A 21231-nucleotide genomic window follows, 5' to 3' on the forward strand; every position below is an offset into this window, starting at 1 on the left:
GAAGTGTAAAGAAGCCGAGACTATGCCTTCAATCGTACCCATTTGCAAATTCAATCGAAACAAATGTGACTTACGATGTCGTCCATCACTTCTAAGGCTCTACACCTCAGAAACGCATCCATGTGCGCGGAATGATCGGTCGGCGAAGGGTTTATCTCTGCAATAAAGCCTCCCATCACCCGAGCGCGCAGCATAGGCTCATGAATGTACGGGAAGCTGGCGGTGGTTCCGATGCTGAGCACAGCGTCAAAGCCTTTTGCCATCTCTTCCTGAAGCACGTTCAATGCCAACTCTGGCAGCATCTCCTCAAATAACACCACCGATGGCCTCAGAACGCCAGTACAGCGGGGGCACAGCGGTGGCAGTGGTTGACCGAGATGCTCACTCAGCTGCGGATCCTCGGCGCCACAAGATTGACAGTAGAGCGGCGCCAACTGGCCGTGAATCTCGATCAGCCGTTCTGACGGGCTGCCCGCCGCGCGATGGTAGCCGTCGACGTTCTGCGTCAGCACCCAGCATTCCGGCTTGCGCCGCTGCAGTTCCGCGATGGCGTAGTGCGCCGCATTGGGACGTCCGCCCAAGCAAGCGCTGCCCAATTGTGCGATGTACTTCCAGCACAGTGCGGGATCACGACGCAGCATAGGGCCGGACAAGGCCATTTCGATGGGCAGGCCGTCGTCGGTCTCACCGTTGTAAAGACCACCGACACCGCGATAGGTCGGCAGACCCGAATCCGCTGAAAGGCCGGCACCGGTAATAATCAAAATCCGGGTGGCGTGGCGCAAGGCCGCTGCGGTTTGCAGGACCAGGGCCGGATCGACCACGGGCGCGCTTACCAACCGAGGGTTTCTTTCAGGAAGGGAATGGTCAGCTTGCGCTGGGCCTGCAGCGACGCCTGATCGAGTTGTTCAAGCAGGTCGAACAGCGCGCTCATGCTGCGCTTGCCCCGGGTGAGGATGAAATGCCCTACTTCATCGGTGAGGTGCAGCCCCCGACGTGACGCGCGCAATTGCAGGGCGCGAAGCTTTTCTTCGTCGGACAACAGGCGCATCTGGAACACCAGCGCCATGGTCAGCCGCGATTTCAGGTCGGCCAGCTTGACCGGCAGTTCGCGGGGCGAGCATGACGCAGCGATGAGCAAGCGTCGGCCACTGTCACGCAGGCGGTTGAACAGGTGGAACAACGCTTCTTCCCACTCAGGCTTGCCGACCACCGCCTGCAGGTCATCGAGGCACACCAGTTCGTACTGCTCCAGATGATCGAACAGGCCAATGCCTTGGTCGAGAAGTTCGGCCATCGGCAGGTAAACCGCCGGCTCGCCCATCTGTTCGAAACGCAGGCAGGCGGCCTGCAACAGGTGCGTGCGCCCTACCCCGTTCTTGCCCCACAGATAAATCAGACTTTCCGTCCAGCCAGCCTCGGCTTCGCACAGCCGCTCGACATAGCCGAGTGCAGCGGCATTGGCGCCTGGATAGTAATTGATGAAGGTGGCGTCATCACGCAGACGCACACTCAGGGGCAGCTGAACTGGTTTCATGCTGGCTGAACGGTTCGTGAAGAACCGCCAAAGGGCCTCTGTGAAAAGTGCGCAAAGTCTATACCCGCAGGGCTGGCCGCACAATGCGGCAGACCGCCAGCAAAATCAAAGGCTTGCGTAGGTCACTGGTATGACTGGGGATTACGGGAAAAACCACTCAAGAAAGCTTCGCACCCTGGGCGCGGTCGGTCGGACTGCAGGAGCCGGCTTGCTGGCGAACGCGTCGTGTCAGGCAACACAACGCAAATGATCAATCGGGTTCGCCAGCAAGCCGACTCCTACAGAAGCAGTTTCCATCGATTCAGCGTGGTCACTGCCACTGCAGGAACGGAATCAGAGATCCGGGTCGTCCAGACCTCCGTAGATGTCCGAATCCTTATAAAGGTCATGAACATGGCGCACCAGGACCATGATCACCGCCGCCACCGGCAGCGCCAGCAGGATGCCGGTGAAACCGAACAGCTCGCCGCCCGCCAGAATCGCGAAGATCACCGCCACCGGGTGCAGACCGATACGGTCGCCTACCAGCAATGGCGTCAGCACCATGCCTTCCAGCGCCTGACCGACCATGAACACCGCAACGATGCCCAGCATCGGGTACAGGTCGCCACCGAACTGGAAGAAGCCCGCCAGAATCGCCGCGCCGATGCCAATGACGAAACCCATGTACGGCACGATGGCCGCCAGACCGGCAATGACACCGATCAACAGTCCCAGCTCCAACCCGACCAGCATCAGCCCGGCAGCGTAGATCACACCCAGCGCGACCATCACCAGCAACTGGCCGCGAATGAACGCACCCAATACTTCATGGCACTCGTCCGCCAGGGCGACGATTTTCTTCTCGCGGTGACGCGGCAACAGGCTGCGCACCTTGGCGGTCATCACGTCCCAGTCACGCAGCAGGTAGAAGCAGACCACCGGGATCAGCACCAGATTGGTCAGCCAGCCAATCAGCGCCAGCGTCGACGTGGTGGCCTGGGACAGAACGATACCGACGATGTCGCCGGTCTGACCCATGTGCTCCGAGATCGCTGCCTTAACCTTGTCGAACTTCCAGAACCCGTCTGCCAGCCCCAGCTTGGCCTGCGCCCACGGCATGGCGGTGTGCTGCAGCCAGTCGAGGATCTGCGGCGCCAGTTCGTACAGGCGATAAAGCTGCTTGGCCAGCATCGGTACCAGCACCAACAGCAGGCCCATGAAGATCAGGGTGAACAACAGGAACACCGTCACCACACTCATGGTGCGTGACAGCTTCAGTTTTTCCAGCCGGTCTGCCAGCGGATCGCCCATGTACGCCAGCAACAGCGCCACGAGAAACGGCGTCAGAATCGAATGCAGCAGCCAGACGAACAAACAGACCAGGACAACCCCGCCCAGCCAAAACCAACGACGCGTATCAGTCATTACTGCCTCTTTCCCCAGGATGATGTGCTTCGTGCAACGTCGTTATGAACCTGTTCACCAACGGAAGTGCAATGCGCTGTCAGAAACAGCGGACGGCTGCGGCGCTGCCGGCGTGCCGTCGGCCGAGACCGGCGCGGGATTGGGCGCAGAATTGTTGGGGGCGCTGGCGATTTCACTGGCCGGTACTTCCTGCAATTTCGCCAGCGAAAGCTGCGAACGCAACTGATCGGGGCTGCCACTGACGTCGAACGCGATACGATCACCCTCGGCCGACTTCAGGCGGCCGCCGAAAGGTTCGAGCAGGCGCAGCAGCTGCGCGTAACGCTCAAGATTCATGCCCTGCACGTCCAGCACCATGCCCGTCGAAGCGCCCGGCTTGACCACGAAGCGTGGCGCCAGACGCTGGCTCACCGCCAACAGCACCGCGTCGGCCAGTTCCGCCGAGCTCGCGCCGCTGGCACTGCCCTGCTCCATCTTCTCGCCCAGCCACAGGTGCCACTTGCCCTGCCACTGGCCGCCGTTTTCCTGGGCGTGAACCGCCAGAATCGCGTCCGAACCGTAACGCTCGGAAGCCTCTTTGAGCGGGCCGACGTTGTTGCCGTCGAGGGTCTTGGCGTTGCCGATGCCTTGTTCGCCAAGGTCCGCCAGTGGCAAACGCAGCGGCAGGCCGCGATGCTGAGCCGCGCGGCGCAAAGGCTCGGCGGAGGCTTGACCGTCGCCGACGAGGTTGGCGCCGTCAGTGGCGTCGTTCAGCCACCAGGCCATGATCACCGGCCGGTTAGTGCCCCACAGCGACAACCCGGCCTGACGCAGCACGCGTTCAGTGCTCGACGGGTCGAAATCGACCTGCAGGGTTTCGGGAGGACCGGCGTCGTAACCGTACTGGCTGATGATTTGCTGAGGGTCCTTGCGCACCTCGGCAAGGCCGCCGTTCTGCGCGGCCTTAGGGTCGCCGGTCAGGCGGATAACGAGGGTTTCCAGCGCGGCCTGGGTGGCGCGGGTTTTCTCGTCCGGGGTCTGGCCGCTGACAGGCTCGCGCACCTGATAAAGATTGTTCACCGTCTCGGCGAACGCCGGCAGACTCATCAATGAGAGGCAACCCACGAACAGGCAGTTTTTTAGGCGCATGAATGAAGGTGGACGCATGAAGGATTCCCGCTGGGTAAAAAGGCAACGCTATAAATAGCTGCATGAACACAAGTGACCCGACTCTGACCGCAGACGCGCCCGAATCGCTCACTCAGGCGCCAACGTTACACCGGATCCTCCCGTCGACGAACGGGTGCGGCGGGATAAACCGGGTTATTTTTTCTTCACGGCGGTCCTGCCCGTCGGCCCAAGGATGGCCGCTTGCGCCCAACCCTGATAAAATCGCGCGCCTTCGCAGACCGGCGATGACACGGCCCCCGCGTCGTTGCCACTCGGTCGTTACCCCGAATCCCCCCTAAAGGCCTGGATCATGAGCAAGCAACCCTCCCTGAGCTACAAAGACGCCGGTGTTGACATCGACGCCGGTGAAGCGCTGGTCGAACGCATCAAGAGCGTCGCCAAGCGCACCAAGCGCCCGGAAGTGATGGGCGGCCTCGGGGGCTTCGGCGCTCTGTGCGAAATCCCGGCCGGCTACAAGCAGCCTGTTCTGGTCAGCGGCACCGACGGTGTCGGCACCAAGCTGCGCCTGGCGCTGAATCTGAACAAACACGACACCATCGGCATCGACCTGGTCGCCATGTGCGTCAACGATCTGGTGGTCTGCGGCGCTGAGCCGTTGTTCTTCCTGGACTACTACGCCACCGGCAAACTGAACGTCGACACCGCGGCTCAAGTGGTCACCGGCATCGGCGCGGGCTGCGAACTGGCCGGCTGCTCCCTGGTCGGCGGCGAAACCGCTGAAATGCCCGGCATGTACGAGGGCGAAGACTACGACCTGGCAGGTTTCTGCGTCGGCGTGGTTGAAAAGGCCGAGATCATCGACGGCTCCAAGGTTGCCGCCGGCGACGCGCTGATTGCCCTGCCCTCTTCCGGCCCGCACTCCAACGGCTACTCGCTGATCCGCAAGATCATCGAAGTGTCGCGCGCCGACATCGAAACCATCCAGCTCGACGGCAAGCCGCTGACCGAACTGCTGATGGCGCCGACCCGCATTTACGTCAAGCAACTGCTCAAGCTGATCAAAGACACCGGCGCGGTAAAAGCCATGGCCCACATCACCGGCGGCGGCCTGCTGGACAACATCCCGCGCGTGCTGCCTGAAGGCGCCCAGGCCATCGTCGACGTGGCCAGCTGGACCCGTCCGGCGGTCTTCGACTGGCTGCAGGAAAAAGGCAACGTCGATGAGCACGAAATGCACCGCGTGCTGAACTGCGGCGTCGGCATGGTCATCTGCGTCGCCCAGGAACACGTCGAAGTCTCGCTCAATGCCCTGCGCGAAGCGGGCGAGCAGCCTTGGGTGATTGGCCAGATCGGTACGGCTGCCGAAGGCGCTGCGCAAGTCGAGCTGAAGAACGTCAAGGCTCATTAATGCCTGACATGCCCCAACCCTCTGACGTGGTGGTGCTGCTGTCCGGCGCTGGCGGTAACCTGCAGGCGATGATCGACAGCTTTCAGGACAGCGCGAGCCCTGCGCGCATGCGTGCGGTGATCTCCAACCGCGCCGATGCCTTCGGGCTCGAGCGTGCCGCCCGCTCGGGGATCGACACCCGTGTGCTCGATCACACCGGCTACGAAGGTCGCGAGGCCTTCGATGCGGCGCTGATCGAGGCCATCGATTCGTTTCAGCCGTCGCTGGTGGTGCTCGCCGGCTTCATGCGCATCCTCACGCCCGGGTTCGTCCGCCACTACCATGGCCGCCTGCTGAACATTCACCCTTCCCTGCTTCCCCTGTATAAAGGCCTGCACACCCATCAACGTGTGCTGGACGCCGGCGATGCTGAACATGGCTGCAGCGTGCACTTTGTCACGGAGGAACTCGATGGGGGGCCTCTGGTCGTACAGGCAGTTGTTTCTGTAGAGTTGCACGACACACCCGCCACGCTGGCACAGAGGGTTCACGCCCAGGAACACCTGATTTATCCCCTGGCCATTCGCTGGTTCGCCGAAGGACGATTGACCCTCGACGAGCACGGCGCCTCACTGGACGGCCAGGCCTTAGGGCCCAGCGGCCACTTGATCCGACATTAGGAGATATTATGCGTCGCGCTTTGCTCTTCGCTTTCGCTCTGTTCGCACTTCCCGCAGTCAACGCGGCAGACCTTCAACCTTTCTCCGCCAGCTACACCGCTGACTGGAAACAGCTGCCCATGAGCGGTGGCAGCGCCAGCCGCAGCCTCGAAAAGAACGCCAACGGCACCTGGACCCTGAGCTTCAAGGCGTCGATGATGATCGCCAGCCTGACCGAAGTCAGCACGCTCAAAGTCGACAAGGACCAACTCCTGCCGCAGACCTACCACTTCGAACGTGGCGGCCTGGGCAAGAGCAAGACGGTCGATCTGGTCTTCGACTGGCCCACCAAATTCATCACCGGTTCGGACCGTGGCGACGCGGTGAAAATCCCGCTGAATGCCGGCGTTCTAGACAAGTCCACCTACCAGCTCGCGCTGCAGCATGACGTGGCGGCAGGCAAGAAGAGCATGTCGTATCAGGTGGTCGACGGTGACGAAGTCGACACCTATGACTTCCGCGTGCTCGGCACTGAAAAGGTCGAGACCAAAGTCGGTTCGGTCGACGCCATCAAGGTCGAGCGCGTGCGTGATCCGACGCAGAACAAGCGCATCACCGTGATGTGGTTCGCCAAGGACTACGACTACCTGCTGGTCCGCCTGCAACAGGTTGAAACCGACGGCAAGGAATACAACATCATGCTGCAGGACGGCACGGTGAACGGTAAGTCGGTCAAGGGCAGCTGATCACGCTCTACGACCAGCGCAACACAGAAACCCCGCCGCCATGGCGGGGTTTTTTTTGGCGCGAATCAGAGCTTCTGGTCTACATGAAAGATTCTTCATGGCCTTCAACCGGGTGTGACAAAACACTGCGCACCCTTCGAATACAAGCATTTACTGCACTGTTACTGATTCGGTAAATAACTGTTGCAGGATGTGCGCATTTACTTAGCCGGCTATCAAAAACTATAAAGAAGGCCTGCGACGTCCTGCCGCAGATATCCAAGAGTCAGGAGTTTGCACTATGACCGTAACTGTTACTGAACGCGACGACGCCCATATCTCCCATGAGACCATCGCCGATGGCATCCAGATCTGGGATGTACGCCAACAAGACCAGCTGGTAGGGATGTTTCATCACGAATCGGACGCACAGCGTTACGCAGCAGAGCTTGCCGAGCAAGAAGCAAAGCTGCAGGCCAGTCATTCGTAATTTTCGGAATCGCAGCAAAACAAAACCCGCCTTGGCGGGTTTTGTTATTTTACGGCTTCACGCGTGAGGGGCACTCACCACATCAGATCATCCGGGATCTTGTACGCGGCGTACGGATCGTCGCCATCCGGCTCTTCGGTCGGGGCGCTGAGCATGACGATGCGACGCGGGTCGCGCTCTTGCACCTTGAGGGCGGCTTCGCGGGGGATCACTTCATAAGAGCCGCCATGGTGCACGATGGCCAGCGAGCCGTTGCTCAGCTTGCTGCGCATCAGGGCGTTGACCGACAGACGCTTGACCTTCTTGTCGTCGACGAAGTTGTAGTAGTCCTCGGTGGTCAGCTTCGGCAGGCGCGTGGCTTCGATCAACTGTTTAACCTGGGCGGCACGGGCCTTCTGCTCGACTTTTTCCTGTTGCTGGCGATTCAACTCCTGGTCACGTTTGGCTTTATCGGCCATCGCTTCCTGGGCCGCGCGCTGGCTGGTGTCGTCCGCCACCGCCTGGCCCTTGTGCACCAGACGCTGCTCCTTCTGCTTGCTCTTGCTGGCCTGCTTGGCCTGCTTCTCATTGACCAGGCCGGCTTTCAGCAACTGGTCACGAAGGGAAATACCCGCCATCTGTCTTCTCTCTCTAAATAGTCAACTCAACCGCAGTTGGGCGTGATCTTTTCCTGACGCTTGGCTTCGCCCCAGAGCGCATCCATCTCTTCGAGGCTGCAATCTTCGATGGGGCGCCGGGTGTCGCGCAAGGCCTGTTCGATAAATCTGAAGCGCCGCTCGAATTTGGCGTTGGCGGCGCGCAGGGCATTTTCCGGGTCGACCTTGAGGTGCCGGGCCAGATTGACGGCGGCAAACAGCAGATCGCCGACCTCTTCGGCGATGGCCGCGCTGTCGTTGTCGGCCATGGCTTCGAGGACTTCGTCGAGTTCCTCACGCACGTTGTCGACCACCGGCAACGCATCCGGCCAGTCGAACCCGACCTGGGCAGCGCGCTTCTGCAACTTCGCTGCGCGGGACAATGCCGGCAATACATTTGGCACGTCGTCGAGCAGGGACAGCTGCTCGGGCGCGCTGGCCTTTTCGGCGCGCTCCTCGGCCTTGATCTGTTCCCAGCGATGCTTGACCTGCTCTTCGCTGAGACGCGGCGTTTCCAGCGGCGCGTACAGATCGCCGGTCGGGAACACGTGGGGGTGACGGCGAATCAGTTTGCGGGTGATGCCGTCGACCACGCCATCGAACTCAAACCGCCCTTCTTCCCGCGCCAGCTGGCAGTAATACACCACTTGAAACAGCAGATCGCCGAGCTCACCGCGCAGGTCATCGAAGTCACCGCGCTCGATGGCGTCGGCCACTTCGTAGGCCTCTTCGAGGGTGTGCGGCACGATGCTCGCGTAATTCTGCTTCACGTCCCACGGGCAACCGAATTGCGGATCGCGCAAGCGGGCCATGAGCGTGAGCAGGTCTTGAAGTGTGTACATAGTTATCCCATTGCAACACCGGCGCCTGTAGGGGCGCGCTTGCTCGCGATAGCGGTGTGTCATCGACTTATTTGTCACAGGCACAACGTGTTCGCGGGCAAGCGCGCTCCGACAGGGTCACGGCGTCCTGTTGCGCCGCGTTTCGATGATGTTCGGCAGTTGCGAGATACGCCCCAGCAGCCGGCCCAGCGCGTCCAGCCCCGGGATCTCGATGGTCAGCGACATCAGCGCGGTGTTGTCTTCCTTGTTCGAGCGGGTGTTGACCGCCAGCACGTTGATGCGCTCGTTGAGCAGGATCTGCGAGACGTCGCGCAGCAGGCCGGAGCGGTCGTAGGCGCGGATGATGATGTCCACCGGGTAGGTGAGCACCGGCACCGGGCCCCAGCTGACCTGAATGATCCGCTCGGGTTCACGCCCGCCCAGTTGCAGCACCGAGGCGCAGTCCTGACGGTGAATGCTCACGCCGCGGCCCTGGGTGATGTAACCGACGATCGCATCGCCCGGCAGCGGCTGGCAGCAGCCGGCCATTTGCGTCATCAGGTTGCCGACGCCCTGGATCTGAATGTCCCCGCGCTTGCCCGGCTTGTAACCCGTGGCCTTGCGCGGTATCAGCTCCAGTTGCTCGTTGCCGCGCTCCGGCTCGACCAGTTGCTGAGCCAGATTAACCAGCTGAGCAATGCGCAGGTCACCGGCACCCAAGGCCGCGAACATGTCTTCGGCGATCTTCATGTTGGCCTTCTCGGCCAACTTGTCGAAATCCACTTGCGGCAGCGCCAGACGCGCCAATTCGCGCTCCAGCAGCACCTTGCCGGCCGCGACGTTCTGATCGCGGGCCTGCAGTTTGAACCAGTGCACGATCTTCGCCCGCGCCCGGGACGTGGTGATGTAACCCAGGTTCGAGTTCAGCCAGTCGCGGCTCGGCGTGCCGTGCTTGCTGGTGATGATCTCGACCTGCTCGCCGGTTTGCAGGCTGTAGTTGAGCGGGACGATGCGGCCGTTGATCTTGGCGCCACGGCAGTTATGGCCGATCTCGGTGTGCACGCGATAGGCGAAGTCCAGCGGCGTCGCGCCCTTGGGCAGATCGATCGCGTGGCCGTCCGGGGTGAACACGTAGACGCGGTCGGGCTCGATGTCGACGCGCAGCTGTTCCGCCAGCCCGCCGATGTCGCCCAGCTCTTCATGCCACTCGAGCACCTGACGCAGCCAGGAGATTTTCTCTTCGTAGTGATTGGAGCCGGATTTGACGTCTGTGCCCTTGTACTTCCAGTGCGCGCAGACGCCCAGTTCAGCCTCCTCGTGCATGGCGTGGGTGCGGATCTGCACCTCCAGCACTTTGCCTTCCGGACCGATCACCGCCGTGTGCAGCGAGCGATAGCCGTTTTCCTTGGGGTTGGCGATGTAGTCGTCGAATTCCTTGGGAATGTGCCGCCACAGGGTGTGGACGATGCCGAGGGCGGTGTAGCAATCGCGCATCTCCGGCACCAGCACGCGAACGGCGCGAACGTCGTAGATCTGGCTGAATTCCAGGCCTTTGCGCTGCATTTTTCGCCAGATCGAGTAAATATGCTTGGCCCGGCCGCTGATGTCGGCCTTGACGCCGGTGGCCAACAACTCGTTCTCAAGCTGCGACATCACGTCGGTGATGAAGCGCTCGCGATCAAGGCGGCGCTCGTGCAGTAGTTTGGCGATCTGCTTGTACTGCTCGGGCTCCAGGTAACGGAAGGACAAGTCCTCCAGCTCCCATTTGATGTGACCGATGCCCAGCCGGTGGGCCAGCGGCGCGTAGATGTCGAAGACTTCCCGGGCGACGCGGTTGCGCTTTTCATCGTCGGTGTTTTTCACCGCGCGGATGGCGCACGTCCGTTCGGCCAGCTTGATCAGCGCCACGCGTACATCATCGACCATGGCCACCAGCATCTTGCGCAGGTTTTCGACCTGGGCCTGGGTGCCAAGCACGAGGGATTGGCGCGGGCTGAGACTGGCGCTGATGGCCGCCATGCGCAGGACGCCGTCGATGAGCTTGGCGACTGTGGGGCCGAAGCGCTGGTTGACGTCGGGCAGCGAGATCTTGCCTTCGCGCACGCCGCGATAAATCACACCGGCGACGAGTGAATCCTGATCGAGCTTGAGGTCGGCCAGGATTTCAGCGATTTCCAGGCCCGTCTGAAAACTCGACGTGCCTTCCGCCCAGAGGTTCTTGGCGGCGTTGTCCTGTTGCTCGGCGTGCCGGGCAAATTCACAGGCCTCTTTGAGGGCCTGTCGGTCCACTACGAGGTCGACGCTGACCACGTGATCCAGCCACGCGTCGAGGTTGATACTGCCGTCTGTGTTGATCGGCTGGTGGGGTCTCACCTGTACCATGTTGCTTACCTTCCCTACGGCGCGATGAAATGCGCCATCAGTCGCCGGCCTTCTTGAGCGCGTGCGCCTTGCGGGCCATGCAAGGTCGCGTACGCGCGGGCCAGTCGGATTAAACGAGACTCCGTGTAAGGCATCGGCTTTTCCTGAGCCGGCGCCTCACTTGCTCGCTTCAAATAACGCCATCGCCTCGACATGCGCTGTCTGCGGGAACATATCGAGGATTCCGGCACGTTTTAAACGGTAGCCCTGCTTGATCAATTCAGCGGTGTCGCGCGCCAGCGTTGCCGGGTTGCACGACACATAAAGGACGCGCTGAGCGCCCAGAGACTTGAGCTTGCCTACGGCTTCGAACGCCCCGTCACGCGGCGGATCGAGCAGCACTGCGGCAAAACCTTCCGCCACCCAGGCCGCCTTGTCCAGTGGCTGCGACAGATCGGCCTGATAAAACTTCACGTTGCTTAAACCGTTGCTGGCGGCATTGGCCGTTGCCCGCTGAACCATGGTGTCGACGCCCTCCACGGCCACCACGTCGCGCGTCATTTGCGCCAGCGGTAGAGCGAAGTTACCAAGCCCGCAGAACAAGTCCAGCACTCGTTCGTCCTTGCGCGGCGCAAGCCAGGCCAGGGCCTGCTCGATCATCGCGGTGTTGACCTGAGCGTTGACCTGCACGAAGTCGCCGGGGCGATAAGCCAGGGATAGATTCCACGGTTCCAGGCGGTAGCCCAGTTGAGCGGAAGGGTCGACCGGTTGTGGCTCGCCTTCGCCGTGCAACCACAACTGAGCGTCATGGGTTTCGCAAAAGCTTTTAAGGATCGCTAGATCATTCTCGGGCAGCGGCGCGGTGTGCCGCAGCAGCACGGCAGTGGCCGATCCGCTGAACAGCTCGACATGCCCCAGCGCCTGAGGTTTGCTCAAACTCCGAAGCATGGGCGCCAGCGCCGTCATGATCGGCTGCAAGGCCTGTACCAGCACCGGGCATTGTTCGATGGCGATGATGTCCTGACTCGCCGCGGCGCGGAATCCGACGTCCAGCCGTTTGGCCCGAACGTCCCAGCGCACGGCGACGCGGGCGCGGCGGCGGTAGGCAAATTCATCGCCGGTCAGGGGCGCGGCCCATTCCTCCGGCTCAACGCCGGCGATGCGGCTCAATTGCTCGGCGAGCATGCTCTGTTTCAGGGCGAGCTGTTCGGTGTGGGGCAGGTGCTGGGTGCTGCAACCGCCGCAACGGCCGAAATGCGGGCACGCTGCCGGGCGGCGCAGAGGGCTGGCCTGGAACACGCGCTCGGTGCGGGCTTCGACCACTTTACCGTGGGCATTGAGCACGCGGGCCTCGACCTCTTCGCCGGCCAGACTGCCCATGACAAACCAGGTGCGGCCGTCGACGAAACCGATGCCGCGACCGTCATTGGCAAGACGCTCGATGTTCAGACGCTGTTTTTTACCGGTGGGGACCTGCGTGGTCCGGGTGCCACCGCTGGGCTGGAAACGCAGGCCTGCATCACGCTTGGCCATCAGTTGGGCGCATCGTAGACGCCGGTCGACAGGTAACGGTCGCCGCGGTCACAAATGATCGCGACCATCACCGCGTTTTCGACTTCCCGGGACAGCCGCAGCATGCCGGCAACGGAACCACCCGACGACACGCCACAGAAAATACCTTCTTCCCGCGCCAAACGACGCATGACGTCCTCGGCTTCGGCCTGGCCCATGTCCATGATCCGGTCGACGCGGTCGGCCTGATAGATGCTGGGCAGGTATTCCTGAGGCCAGCGGCGAATGCCCGGAATCGACGCGCCATCCATAGGCTGGAGGCCGACGATCTGGATGTTCGGGTTCTGTTCCTTGAGGAAACGCGAGGTGCCCATGATGGTGCCGGTAGTGCCCATGGAGCTGATGAAATGGGTGACGGTGCCGCCGGTCTGCCGCCAGATTTCCGGGCCGGTGCCGACGTAATGGGCTTGGGGATTGTCGCCATTGGCGAACTGGTCAAGCACTTTGCCGTGGCCTTCAGCCTGCATGCGTTCGGCCATATCACGGGCGCCTTCCATGCCCTCTTCCTTGCTGACCAGAATCAACTCGGCACCGTAAGCGGTCATCGCCGCTTTGCGTTCGGCACTGGAGTTGTCCGGCATGATCAGGATCATGCGATAGCCTTTGATTGCTGCGGCCATGGCCAAAGCAATGCCGGTGTTGCCGGAGGTGGCTTCGATCAGGGTGTCGCCGGGGTGGATCTGCCCGCGCTGTTCGGCGCGGGTAATCATCGACAGCGCCGGGCGGTCCTTCACGGAACCGGCCGGGTTATTGCCTTCGAGCTTGAGCAGCAACGTGTTGCTGGTGTTCCCGGCCATGCGTTGCAGACGCACCAGCGGGGTGTTGCCGACGCAATCGGCGATGGTTTGATACTGCAGGGTCATGGCGTGTTCGCGATCCAGACGTGCGGGGGTCGCCTATCATACCGGCAATCGCTGCCAGCCCATATCACGCAAAGTGAGGGGGTTATCGCTGAAAGGAATAAGGCATGTCCGGATCGGCACCGCACACAATTTTCGGCCTGCACAAAATCCGCAGGAGCCGGCTTGCTGGCGAACGCGTTGGGTCTGAAAAGAAGATGTCGACTGATCCACCCCGTTCGCGGGCAAGCGCGCTCCTACACCGATCCAGGCCAGACGCAGGCCTTCCGGGATATGCAAGTATCTGTAGGAGCGTGGCTTGTCCCGCGATCTGGCGCGCAGCGGCAACAAGCCTGCCACCGGTGTTTTCCCCGATCCACCGCGCGAACCGATTCCACGACCGGTTCCCGGCCGATCGCGGGACAAGCCACGCTCCTACAAAGGGATTTGCGTCCTACGCAGATGTCGGGCCGGCAACCGCATGATCATCCGCAGCCCCTGCCCGGTGTTCTCCGCCCACAAGTCCCCGCCCTGCAGGCGCAGCGAGTTGCGGGCGATGCTCAAACCCAGGCCGAAACCACCGTCGCCAGGACGGGCGCCGTCCAGGCGGATGAACGGCGCAAATATCCGCTCGAGATCGCCCTCGTCAATCCCGCCGCCCTGATCTTCCAGCCACAACAGCCAGTCATCGCCGTCGCGCCGCCCGTCCAGGCGCACGATGCCCTCCGGCGGTGAATGGCGGATGGCGTTGCGCAGAATGTTTTCCAGCGCCTGGGCCAGGGTATTGAGATGGCCACTGACCCAGCATTCGCTGTCCAGATCGCAGCGCAACTGACGGGTCGGCCAGCAGGTTTCGAAACAGGCGTCATCCACCAGCATCTCCCACAGCGCCACCACCTGAATGTCCTCACCGGGGAGTTTTTCGCGCTCGGTGTCGAGCCAGGCCAGCTGCAGGGTGTCGTCCACCAGCCGGCGCATGCCATCCACTTCCCGGCTCAGGCGCTCGCGCAGTTCGGGCAGGCTTTGCTCGCTGTCGCAGGCCACCCGCAGGCGACTGAGGGGCGTGCGCAGTTCGTGGGAGAGGTCACGCAATAACTGCTGCTGGACCTGCACCGTCGAATGCAGGCGCGCGGCCATGTGATCGAAGGCGCGGTTCAGCTCGCCCAGTTCATCACGGCGCTCGGTCATCTGCGGCGACAGCCTGCTGGTCAGCCGATCCGCGCGCCATGCGTTGGCCTGTTCGCGCAGTTGATTGAGCGGACGAATCAGCAGGCGATACAGCCCCACGCTCAGCAGCAGGGTGAACAACGCGGGAATCAGCACGTTGGTCAGCACCTGTCCGATCAGCGCATAACGCCCCGGCTTGAAGCGCTCGGGCAGTTCGATGACCAGACTGCCCGCGTCCGGGCTGCCGGGAAAGGCGATCTTCAGCCAAGGCACGGTCTTCTGCCGCGTGCTCATGGGCCAGTCGATGCCGCGCATGAAGGTCAAGCGCCGGGACTGCTCGCGGGTCAGCGGCGTGCTGCCGAGTGATTGCAAATCGCTGCCGATCACCCCGACCCAGCCGGTTTCCTGTAGACGGACCTGCTTCAGCCATTCGTCGATGCCGCGCTGGCCGCCTCTGGTCCAGGCCTCTTCAGCCTGCGTCCCATGGTCGTTGAGCACCTGACGGGCCTCGGCGCTCAGATAAGCATTGCGGGTCTCGATGTAGCGCCCCCAATACCAACTGAGCCAGATCATCAGCAGGCAGAAACAGACCAGCAGAACGGCCAGTTTCCAAAACAGCGAATGCCGGCCGGGCAGCCTTTTGCGTGGCTCAACCATTCAACACCTCAGCCATCCAGCACCGCCGCCGTCAGTACGTAGCCTTTGCCCCACACCGTGCGCAGCTGACGCGCCTGATAGCCGACGGCCTTGAGCTTGCGGCGAATCTGGCTGATGTGCATATCGAGGCTGCGGTCGTGTTGGGAATAGCCGCGCTGCAAGACGTGCTGATACAGGAAGGCCTTGCTGAGGACGTCTTCGGGGTTGCGCCACAGGGTGTCGAGCAGGCGGTATTCGCTGCCGGTCAATTGCGCCGGGGTGCCGGCGAAGAACACGTCACAGCGCCCTTCGTCGAAGGTCAGACTGTCTTCGTCGGGTCTCTCAGTGTCGGGAACGTGATCGTTCGCTGTCAGGGCGTGGAAGCGTCTTTCGAGGTCGACCCGGCGCAGGATCGCCTCGATGCGCACGCGCAGCTCATCGACGCTGAAGGGTTTGGGCAGGTAATCGTCGGCGCCGTTTCGGAAGCCGGTAATGCGGTCGGCCTCGGCACCCAGGGCGGACATGAGGATGATCGGCATGGTGTGGCGGCGGCGCAGATGGGTGAGGATGTCGAGGCCGTTCATGCCCGGCAGCAGGATGTCCATCAGCACCACATCAAAGGGTTCGCGTTGCGCGCAGGCCAGCCCTTCGGCGCCGTTCTGGCACCAGGTCACCTGAAACCCGCAGCGATCGAGCTGATCATGAACGAACGCACCGAGCACGACATCGTCCTCGATGGCGAGTATGTGGGGGCGGTGGATGCTGGCGGGAGTCATTGGCGTCTGCGACTGATTCTCAAGACGCGGATTATTCAAGATTGCACGCGGCGGAGCAATGCCGGCCTGCCGGCGATGCGTTCTTTTTAGTAGGACTGGATGCATTCCCATAGTGGGACCGGCTTCAGCCGGGAACAGGCCAATTTGGGCGCCATCAAATCTGCGGTGTAACGCCCGACGCCTTCCCGGCTAAAGCCGGTCCTACAAGGGAAGTGTCCAGTTCCATCATGTGTGCACGCGCCGGTCCCACTGTGTGCAGGAAGCGCAAATGACTACACTGCGCAGTGATTGCGCGTCATACGCTGCATTGGCGCAGCGGTTGCCTGAATTCGTGCCGGGTTGTTGGAGAAGAAGTGTGCTGAAAAAAGTGGGCATCAAAGGCCGCGTCATGCTGCTGACCCTGCTGCCGGCCTGCCTGATGGCGGCATTGCTCGGCGGTTATTTCACCTGGATGCAGCTGACCGAGTTACAGACCCAGTTGCTCAAGCGTGGCGAAATGATTGCCAACGAGCTCGCGCCGCTGTCTGCCAGCGCGCTGGCCAGTGGCGACCAGGCGATGCTTGAACGCATCGCCGGGCAAGTGCTGGAACAGGCCGACGTGCGCGCGGTGTCGTTCCTCGATACTGACAGGGCGATGTTGGCCCATGCCGGGCCGAGCATGATCAACCAGGCCCCCGTCGGTAACAGCACGCACATGCTGCAGCGCTCGGAGAACGACGCCACGCGCTACCTGATGCCGGTGTTCGGGCGCAGCCGCCACCTGACCGGCGACGTCGTTCCGGCCGAAGCCGACCGCCTGCTGGGGTGGGTCGAGCTGGAGCTGTCGCACAACGGCACATTGTTGCGCGGCTATCGTAGCCTGTTCGCCAGCCTGATTCTGATCGTCATCGGCCTCGGCCTGACCGCCATGCTCGCCCTGCGCATGAGCCGCACCATCAACGGCCCGATCACCCAGATCAAACACGTCGTCGCCCAGCTCAAGGACGGCAATCTCGAAGCACGACTGCCACCCATGGGCAGTTACGAGCTGGACGAACTGGGTTCGGGCATCAACCGCATGGCGGCAACGTTGCAGAACGCCCAGGAAGAATTGCAGCACAGCATCGAGCAGGCCACCGAAGACGTGCGCCAGAACCTGGAAACCATCGAGATCCAGAACATCGAGCTGGACCTGGCGCGCAAGGAAGCCCTGGAAGCCAGCCGGATCAAGTCCGAGTTTCTGGCGAACATGAGCCATGAAATCCGCACGCCGCTCAACGGCATCCTCGGTTTCACCCACCTGTTACAGAAAAGCGAGCTGACGCCGCGTCAGTACGATTACCTGGGCACCATCGAGAAATCCGCCGACAACCTGTTGAGCATCATCAACGAGATTCTGGATTTCTCGAAGATTGAGGCCGGCAAGCTGGTCCTCGACGCGATCCCGTTCAACCTGCGCGACCTGTTGCAAGACACCCTGACCATCCTCGCCCCCGCCGCCCACGCCAAACAACTGGAGCTGGTGAGTCTGGTCTATCGCGACACGCCACTGTCGCTGGTGGGCGATCCGCTGCGGCTGCGGCAGATTCTGACCAACCTCGTCAGCAACGCGATCAAGTTCACCCGCGAGGGCACCATCGTCGCGCGAGCGATGCTGGAGGAAGAACATGACACCACCGTGCAGTTGCGCATCAGCGTGCAGGACACTGGCATCGGCCTGTCCAGTCAGGACATGCGTGCGCTGTTTCAGGCGTTTAGCCAAGCGGACAATTCCCTGTCGCGGCACTCCGGCGGCACCGGGTTGGGGCTGGTGATTTCCAAGCGGCTGGTCGAGCAGATGGGCGGCGAGATTGGCGTCGAGAGCACGCCGGGGGAAGGCTCGGAATTCTGGATCAGCCTGACCCTGCCGAAAACCCGCGACGACCTCGACGACCTGCCCGCCCCGCCACTGCTGGGCCGTCGCGTGGCGGTGCTGGAGCATCATGACCTGTCGCGGCAGGCGCTTGAGCATCAACTGGAGGACTGCGGTCTGCAGCCGATGGTCTTCAACAATCTGGAAAACCTCATCAATGGCGTGACGGTGGTGCATCAGACGCCCCATGCCATCGACATGGCCGTGCTCGGCGTCACCGCCCACGAACTGCCGCCCGAGCGCCTGCGCCAGCAGATCTGGGACCTGGAAAACCTCAACTGCAAAGTGCTGGTGCTGTGCCCCACCACCGAACAGGCGCTGTATCAGTTTTCCGTGCCCGACGCCTACAACCAGTTGCAGGCCAAACCGGCGTGTACGCGCAAGTTGCGGCGCGCGCTGTCGGAGCTGATCCAGCCCAAGCAGCTGCGCAACGAGGTGCCGGAGCCGCTGTCGAGCCGGCCGCCGCGCATTCTGTGCGTCGACGACAACCCGGCCAATCTGCTGCTGGTGCAGACCTTGCTCGAAGACATGGGCGCCAAGGTCAAGGCCGTCGACAGTGGTTATGCGGCGGTGCAAGCGGTGCAGGATGAACCCTTCGATCTGGTGCTGATGGACGTGCAGATGCCGGGCATGGACGGGCGTCAGGCGACCGAAGAAATTCGCAGTTGGGAAAGCGAACGTCAGGCCTCTTCGCTGCCCATCGTCGCCCTCACCGCCCACGCCATGGCCAACGAGAAGCGCGCGCTGTTGCAGAGCGGCATGGACGATTACCTGACCAAGCCGATCAGCGAGCGTCAACTGGCGCAGGTGGTGCTGAAGTGGACCGGGCTGGCGCTGCGCAATCAGGCGCCGGAGCGGCACGTCGAAATTGCCCAGGGTGGCATCAACCTGCAGGTGCTCGATCACGAGGAAGGGCTGCGGCTGGCGGCGGGCAAAGCCGATTTGGCGGCGGACATGCTGGCGATGCTGCTGGCCTCCCTCGCCACCGACCGCGAAGCCATCCGCAACGCCCGCGAGGCCAGGGACAACGTCGCGCTGATTGAACGGGTCCACCGCCTCCACGGCGCCACCCGTTACTGCGGCGTCCCGCAATTGCGCGCGGCGTGTCAACGCAGCGAGACCCTGCTGAAGCAGGAATCGGCGGACAGCGACAAGGCACTGGATGAATTGGAGAAAGCCATCCATCGACTGGAAAACGAGGCCCGTGTGAGTGCTTGATCCAGGTCAAAGACCTTTGCTCTGTGATGGATAGGCTATGAGCCCCCCCGGTCTGCCGATTGACCTGCAGGAGTCGGCGTGCTGGCGAACGCGGTGGGTCAGGCTAATTGAGGGCGCTGGCAGATCGCGTTCGCGGGCAAGCGCGCTCCTACAGGGGATCTCGGCAACGCACGCATCGTGGGCGCACACAAAATCCGTAGGAGCCGGCTTGCTGGCGAACGCGGTGGATTGGCGTCAGGCCCAGCATCCACGTTCGGCGCGACATTGCAGGCCCATCTATAAAGGAGCACCCATGCGCACGCTTATCTACAGCAGCCAGACCTACGACCGCGAGAGCTTCCTCGGTGCGCAGATCGCGCCGGACATCGAACTGCATTTCCAGCCCGCGCGGTTGACCCTGGACACGGTGGCGCTGGCCGATCAGTACGAGGTCGTCTGCGCGTTCATCAATGACGACCTGAGCGCGCCAGTTCTGGAGCAACTGGCCGCAGGCGGCACTCAACTGATCGCGCTGCGCTCGGCCGGTTTCAATCACGTCGATCTCGCCGCCGCCAAGCGCCTGGGCCTGAGCGTCGTTCGCGTCCCGGCCTACTCGCCCCATGCCGTGGCCGAACACGCGGTGGCGTTGATCCTCTCGTTGAACCGCCATCTGCACCGCGCCTACAACCGCACCCGCGACGGTGATTTCAGCCTGCACGGCCTGACCGGTTTCGATCTGGTGGGCAAGACCGTCGGCGTGGTCGGCACCGGGCAGATCGGTGCGACATTCGCGCGGATCATGGCGGGCTTCGGCTGCGAACTGCTCGCCTACGATCCGTACCCGAACCCGCTGGTCGAAGCACTGGGCGCCCGCTATCTGCCCCTTGACGAACTGCTCGCCGAAGCGCAGATCATCAGCCTGCATTGCCCGCTCAACGATCACACGCGGCATCTGATCGACCCGGATTCGCTCTCGCGCATGCAGCGCGGGGCGATGTTGATCAATACCGGGCGCGGCGCGCTGGTGAACACGCCGGCGCTGATCGACGCGCTCAAGAGCGGCCAGTTGGGCTACCTCGGGCTGGACGTTTATGAAGAGGAAGCGCAGCTGTTTTTCGAAGACCGCTCGGACCTGCCGCTGCAGGACGATGTGCTGGCGCGCCTGCTGACATTCCCCAACGTGGTGATCACCGCCCATCAGGCATTTCTGACCAAAGAAGCCCTTGGCGCCATCGCCCAGACTACGCTGGATAACATCACACGTTGGGCAGCAGGCAGCCCGCAGAATATGTTGCAGTGAGCCCGCGTGCTGCCGGTCACAGGGTCGTCGGCAGCGAGAATTCATCCTCTAAAGTGTTAGCATGCGCGCCTATTTGGAGACCCCCATGGCCGAACACGATTTCCGTTACAGCATGCTCACCCCGCAACACACCCTGATCGAATGCCGCAGCCTTGCCGTCGGTCGCTATCAAGTGACCGGCAACGGCGGCTCGATCAAGCCTGACGACGTGCTGCTGGTCACCGTCAAAGGCAGCAAAGAGTTGTTCATGCGCCTGAACGTGGAAAAAGTCCGCCACCTCATCAACCCGACCGGTCAGTGGGTGGCCGTTGCCAACGGCCCGGCGTTCACCGAACTGGCGATCCATCAGTGGAAGGTGAACTGCAACGACTGCGGCAAAGAGCGCGACATCGAGTTCATGGTCGACGGCAAGGACGGCAAAAGAGCCCTCAAACCCGCCGCCACCGCGCGCATCGAGGAGCTGGGCTGGAAGGTCGTCGGCGAGAACCACCTCTGCCCTGCCTGCGCGAAGAAAGCGGCATGAAACCGCTTTTGCTGACACTGCTGGCAGCCACACTGCTGGCGGGATGCGCTACCAAAACCGAGGCACTCAAGCAGGACCACGGTTATGTGCTGGAATGGATCGGCGAACGGCCTTTGATCGACAACAGCCACCTGACCATGACCCTGGGCAACGACGGTCGCGCCTACGGCAACGCCGGCTGCAATCACTGGTTCGCGC

19 protein-coding genes are annotated in these 21231 nt (G+C 62.3%); 8 read left to right on the forward strand and 11 right to left on the reverse strand.

Going from position 1 to position 21231, the window contains the following annotated elements; all coding sequences use genetic code 11:
* Window positions 1-50: 50 nt before the first annotated feature.
* From L4G42_RS17710 to L4G42_RS17725, 4 genes are all read right to left on the reverse strand, one after another.
* Complete coding sequence (locus L4G42_RS17710) at window positions 51-824, reverse strand: NAD-dependent deacylase (protein ID WP_237259903.1); 774 nt, start codon at window positions 822-824, stop codon at window positions 51-53.
* An 8-nt stretch (window positions 825-832) separates the two neighbouring features.
* A complete protein-coding gene (hda, locus tag L4G42_RS17715; RefSeq protein ID WP_074890952.1) occupies window positions 833-1537 on the reverse strand; it encodes a DnaA regulatory inactivator Hda in 705 nt (234 codons plus the stop codon).
* A gap of 333 nt (window positions 1538-1870) precedes the next feature.
* Complete coding sequence (locus L4G42_RS17720) at window positions 1871-2944, reverse strand: AI-2E family transporter (protein WP_237253642.1); 1074 nt, start codon at window positions 2942-2944, stop codon at window positions 1871-1873.
* Window positions 2945-2998: 54 nt separating this feature from the next.
* Window positions 2999-4072: a DUF2066 domain-containing protein gene (locus L4G42_RS17725; RefSeq protein ID WP_237253677.1), complete on the reverse strand. Its 1074-nt coding sequence runs from the start codon at window positions 4070-4072 to the stop codon at window positions 2999-3001.
* 331 nt (window positions 4073-4403) lie between these two features.
* Between L4G42_RS17725 and purM the strand changes: the two genes are divergently transcribed.
* From purM to L4G42_RS17745, 4 genes are all read left to right on the forward strand, one after another.
* Complete coding sequence (purM, locus tag L4G42_RS17730) at window positions 4404-5462, forward strand: phosphoribosylformylglycinamidine cyclo-ligase (protein WP_237253643.1); 1059 nt, start codon at window positions 4404-4406, stop codon at window positions 5460-5462.
* A gap of 8 nt (window positions 5463-5470) precedes the next feature.
* Window positions 5471-6121 (forward strand): phosphoribosylglycinamide formyltransferase, encoded by a 651-nt coding sequence (gene purN, locus L4G42_RS17735; protein WP_237253678.1) that lies wholly within the window; start codon window positions 5471-5473, stop codon window positions 6119-6121.
* 8 nt (window positions 6122-6129) lie between these two features.
* Window positions 6130-6846: a DUF3108 domain-containing protein gene (locus L4G42_RS17740; protein ID WP_237259902.1), complete on the forward strand. Its 717-nt coding sequence runs from the start codon at window positions 6130-6132 to the stop codon at window positions 6844-6846.
* A 280-nt stretch (window positions 6847-7126) separates the two neighbouring features.
* Window positions 7127-7315: a hypothetical protein gene (locus L4G42_RS17745; protein ID WP_122535701.1), complete on the forward strand. Its 189-nt coding sequence runs from the start codon at window positions 7127-7129 to the stop codon at window positions 7313-7315.
* A 74-nt stretch (window positions 7316-7389) separates the two neighbouring features.
* On the opposite strand, the gene L4G42_RS17750 is transcribed toward L4G42_RS17745, so the two are convergent.
* The 7 genes from L4G42_RS17750 to L4G42_RS17780 all read right to left on the reverse strand — a co-directional run bounded on the left by L4G42_RS17750 (window position 7390) and on the right by L4G42_RS17780 (window position 16122).
* Window positions 7390-7932 carry a DUF2058 domain-containing protein gene (locus L4G42_RS17750; RefSeq protein WP_237253645.1) on the reverse strand — a complete coding sequence of 181 codons (543 nt, stop codon included), beginning with the start codon at window positions 7930-7932 and terminating at the stop codon, window positions 7390-7392.
* Between the two features lie 26 nt (window positions 7933-7958).
* Window positions 7959-8792 (reverse strand): nucleoside triphosphate pyrophosphohydrolase, encoded by an 834-nt coding sequence (gene mazG, locus L4G42_RS17755; protein ID WP_237253646.1) that lies wholly within the window; start codon window positions 8790-8792, stop codon window positions 7959-7961.
* A 117-nt stretch (window positions 8793-8909) separates the two neighbouring features.
* Window positions 8910-11153 (reverse strand): GTP diphosphokinase, encoded by a 2244-nt coding sequence (relA, locus tag L4G42_RS17760; RefSeq protein ID WP_237253647.1) that lies wholly within the window; start codon window positions 11151-11153, stop codon window positions 8910-8912.
* Window positions 11154-11309: 156 nt separating this feature from the next.
* Window positions 11310-12665 (reverse strand): 23S rRNA (uracil(1939)-C(5))-methyltransferase RlmD, encoded by a 1356-nt coding sequence (rlmD, locus tag L4G42_RS17765; RefSeq protein ID WP_237253648.1) that lies wholly within the window; start codon window positions 12663-12665, stop codon window positions 11310-11312.
* Entirely contained in the window at window positions 12665-13567 is a 903-nt protein-coding gene (cysM, locus tag L4G42_RS17770) for a cysteine synthase CysM (RefSeq protein WP_237259901.1), read from the reverse strand. Before cysM ends, rlmD begins: the two co-directional genes overlap by 1 nt.
* A 411-nt stretch (window positions 13568-13978) precedes the next feature.
* Entirely contained in the window at window positions 13979-15367 is a 1389-nt protein-coding gene (locus L4G42_RS17775) for a sensor histidine kinase (protein WP_237253650.1), read from the reverse strand.
* 8 nt (window positions 15368-15375) lie between these two features.
* The gene (locus L4G42_RS17780; protein WP_237253651.1) at window positions 15376-16122 is read right to left on the reverse strand and encodes a response regulator transcription factor; all 747 of its coding nucleotides are present in this window, start codon (window positions 16120-16122) and stop codon (window positions 15376-15378) included.
* Window positions 16123-16477: 355 nt separating this feature from the next.
* Here L4G42_RS17780 and L4G42_RS17785 point away from each other — a divergent pair, with 355 nt between their 5' ends.
* The 4 genes from L4G42_RS17785 to L4G42_RS17800 form a co-directional block, all read left to right on the forward strand.
* Window positions 16478-19231 carry a response regulator gene (locus L4G42_RS17785; RefSeq protein WP_237260984.1) on the forward strand — a complete coding sequence of 918 codons (2754 nt, stop codon included), beginning with the start codon at window positions 16478-16480 and terminating at the stop codon, window positions 19229-19231.
* A gap of 292 nt (window positions 19232-19523) precedes the next feature.
* Complete coding sequence (locus tag L4G42_RS17790) at window positions 19524-20510, forward strand: 2-hydroxyacid dehydrogenase (RefSeq protein ID WP_237253652.1); 987 nt, start codon at window positions 19524-19526, stop codon at window positions 20508-20510.
* 85 nt (window positions 20511-20595) lie between these two features.
* Window positions 20596-21033, forward strand: a complete 438-nt coding sequence (locus L4G42_RS17795; RefSeq protein WP_237253680.1) for a hypothetical protein — start codon at window positions 20596-20598, stop codon at window positions 21031-21033.
* A partial coding sequence (locus tag L4G42_RS17800) for an META domain-containing protein (protein WP_237260980.1) occupies window positions 21030-21231 on the forward strand: 202 nt, incomplete at its 3' end. The genes L4G42_RS17795 and L4G42_RS17800, both read left to right, overlap by 4 nt.

Origin of the sequence: Pseudomonas petrae, from assembly GCF_021728295.1 — a bacterium.
In the GTDB taxonomy this organism is placed as follows: domain Bacteria; phylum Pseudomonadota; class Gammaproteobacteria; order Pseudomonadales; family Pseudomonadaceae; genus Aquipseudomonas; species Aquipseudomonas petrae.